The sequence below is a fragment of the Prosthecobacter sp. genome (genome assembly GCF_044373815.1).
Lineage (GTDB): Bacteria > Verrucomicrobiota > Verrucomicrobiia > Verrucomicrobiales > Verrucomicrobiaceae > Prosthecobacter.
Window position 1 is genome coordinate 1 of sequence record NZ_JBIPNG010000634.1, and the last position, 3,109, is coordinate 3,109.

General features: G+C 56.0%; 4 protein-coding genes. All 4 read right to left on the reverse strand.

Going from position 1 to position 3,109, the window contains the following annotated elements; translation table 11 throughout:
- Positions 1 to 60: 60 nt before the first annotated feature.
- Positions 61 to 1,458, reverse strand: coding sequence for an FAD-binding oxidoreductase (locus ACIREA_RS29455; protein WP_397385891.1), 1,398 nt, complete (start codon positions 1,456 to 1,458; stop codon positions 61 to 63).
- Positions 1,459 to 1,477: 19 nt separating this feature from the next.
- Complete coding sequence (locus ACIREA_RS29460; protein ID WP_397385892.1) at positions 1,478 to 1,624, reverse strand: hypothetical protein; 147 nt, start codon at positions 1,622 to 1,624, stop codon at positions 1,478 to 1,480.
- Between the two features lie 267 nt (positions 1,625 to 1,891).
- Positions 1,892 to 2,116: a hypothetical protein gene (locus ACIREA_RS29465; protein ID WP_397385893.1), complete on the reverse strand. Its 225-nt coding sequence runs from the start codon at positions 2,114 to 2,116 to the stop codon at positions 1,892 to 1,894.
- A gap of 666 nt (positions 2,117 to 2,782) precedes the next feature.
- The gene (locus ACIREA_RS29470) at positions 2,783 to 2,941 is read right to left on the reverse strand and encodes a hypothetical protein (protein WP_397385894.1); all 159 of its coding nucleotides are present in this window, start codon (positions 2,939 to 2,941) and stop codon (positions 2,783 to 2,785) included.
- Positions 2,942 to 3,109: the final 168 nt, after the last annotated feature.

The window sequence follows — 3,109 nt, forward strand, 5'->3', positions numbered from 1 at the left end:
CATCCACTTCATCCAGGAAGGGAACAAAGAGACGTTCGTGCTGCATGGGTGGGAAGATGGTCATGCGATGAAGCGGCGATTGTCGAAAACCTTGAGCGGATTCATTTGATGCGCGGGATTGAATGCGGCTGGCACGGAGAGTTGGAGGCGCATGGAGTCCGGACCAAACACCAGTGGCATGTAGGCGGACTTGTCATTGCCGATGCCGTGCTCACCGCTGAGCGTGCCGCCCACTTCGATGACTCGTTGCATGAGCCGCTTGCTGATGAGTTCTACCTTATCCAATTGACCCGGCACACGCGAGTCAAAGAGGAAGTTCGGATGCAGATTGCCATCGCCTGCGTGGAAGACATTCACCGCGCGGATGTTCGCGGCATCGGCTTCATCATAGACAAGCTGAAGCACCTCGGCCAAGGCGCGCTTCGGTATCACCGCGTCCTGCACGACGTATGCGGGACTGAGCTGCCCCAGCAGTCCGCCTGCCGCCTTGCGCGCCTTCCAGAGTTTTTGGCGAAGTTCATCTTCATCGCTGAACATCACATCGTTCGAGCCTGCACGGCGCAAAAGCTCGGCCACGGACTGCACACGAGCATTCACCAATGCCTCAGGACCATCAATCTCCACCAGCAGCATGAACGAACCTTCGGGTAATCCGCAAGCCATTTGACTGCTCTCCACCATCGCAACACCACGCGGGTCAAGCATCTCGATCGCCGCCGGATAAGACGAGTGCGCCACCAGCGCATGAATCGCCGCCTCTGTGGTTTTCAAATCGGGATAGGTCGCGCGAAAGGTCCACACTTTCTCCGGCAGTGGCAGCAGTCTCAGCCAAAAACGAGTGAAGGCCGCCAGCGTGCCTTCGGAGCCGATCATGAATCGTTTCCAGTCTTCGCGCCAAGGTCCTCGACCACCCGCAGGTCCGCCGAAACGATGCACACTGCCATCCAGCAGCACCGCCTCAACCCCGAGCACGTAATTGCTCGTCACACCGTAGCGAAAGCAGTGCGCGCCACCCGCGTTCGACGCCACATTGCCACCCAGCGTGCATACCGGACCACTCGATGGATCAGGCGGATAAAACACGCCATACGGCTTCAGCGTGGCATCGAGAACATTGAGCGTCACACCGCATTCGACCTCACACCAGAAGCCCTCCGTGTTGATCTCGCGAATTTTCTTCAACGACGAAGTGTGAACAACCACCCCCCCCTGCACTGCCACAGGCCCGCCCGAAAGCGATGTGCCCGCCCCACGCATGACCACCGGCACGCCCAGCGACTTCGCCCCACGCATAAAGCCAGCAAGTTCCTCTGCATCCAAAGGAATCACCACCGCATCCGGCAAGTGGTTCTTATAGCCCAGCCCATCCGCGCCATAGCCCGCCAGCTGAGCCGGTGAGGTCAGCACCCGCCCGCGCGGGAGAAGGGCTTTCAGTTGATGTTCGAGAGGAGATTTCACAGGTGAGGCGACTGAATCATCATGCCATTCTCGATAACGCCAGCGCCACCCACCTTGATTCACCGAGCCCGGTAACAGCAAGTTCCAAAACATCAATGCAGCGAACCTCTCCAAGACTGAGGCCGGGCTTTTCGCGAGCAGGGGTGGCAAAGAGGATGAGTTTCATGAGTGGAGAAAGAATCGGAATAGACCCGTGGTAGGAGGTCATACCAGTTACTTAGCCGCAACCAGATTTCTATCAGTTTTCTGCCCACGCCCCTATAGGCCCACTAAAAGCCTGCCCGACGGCACTGCGTGCCTTGATTCACTAACATCTATCATCTCCCGTGAAATTTAGTGCACCATCTGAATGTCATTCATCGTCATACCAGCGCTCTCCAGTGCATTGACCAGCAGATAAGCGCCGAAACCGCCATGATCTCTGTCCGTGCCATCATCGCATCAGTACCCGCAGTTGCTGCCCGCATTCGCGCATACACATGCTGCCGTCGAGTGTTACCACCACATCCGCCGCACCATTATCCAACGCGCGCATCACCGCGGAAGACCACGGAATCTCAATCATCTGAGACCGGTCCTTTTCTCGATGAGCGGCACAAGCACCCTCAGTAAGAGCAGCAACAGGGTGCAAAACGAAACCATGAACCGTTTCAACCATGTCTTGGAACCACTCATTGCATGATCATACCGCAGGCCGCCCCCCGATGTTAACTCTCGGTTTGTTCCGCTTTTTCAATTTACTTCACTGACGTAACAAGACCTTTGTATGGGTGATAGCTAAAAAAAGGGGACTCAAACAAACTGAATCCCTTCCTCCTTTTGTCACGAGGACAAGCCAACATGGGTATCTAGCAGGCCAGTGCCGGGAGTTTGGCGTGAATATCACTGATGATGGCAACGGGTTTCATGTCCGCGTTTCAATTACCCCGCTTCGAGAACTGCGTGATGGGCTTCAAGCTGCCGCGATGATCACAATGGCTGACAAACAGCGTCCCGCTGCTGACAAAGCAAATTGCATCCTGTTTGAATCTGACGCCAATTTTGCAGGCCTCCTCAAAAGTATTGCGGCTGCAAACCCTGGCTCAGCGTGTTGGGTAAGAGGCGAGAAACCCGTGATGGTTCCAAGCAGAAGCCCGCCCCCAGCCAGTTCGGTTCTCAGAGCCTCATTGGCGGCCTGGTGCTCCTCGACTGTCCAGGTCTCGCCTGTTCTGGAATAAGCCGTTATGATGGCAAACTATTCCGGCAGCTGCGGAAGCGGCGGGTCAAGCTTGAAACGTGTGTCGAAATAATCCGCGGACATCAGGGCGTTAGGAGAAAGGGGTGTTCATGCTTCCATCACCTCAGCACAGGCAGCAAGCCTTTGCGCAATTTCGCCCGATGGCGCTTCGAGCAGTTCGCGCTGCTCATCCAGTGTGAGTTTGCTGTGAACATGATCAAGCAGTGTGGTGATGGAGCGAATATACTCGCGGGCGTCTCGATTCATGAGGATGATTGAGCATCTACCACTTGGGGTGGGACATTGGCTGGGGGATGGTTATTCTATTCACTCCGAATCGTCCTCGCCTTCTTCACCCGCAGCACGTCGAGCGTGTAGCCCGCGCTATTGTCGAATGGTTTCACCTAACCTGTGATTTGAACGACTGGGTAGCGG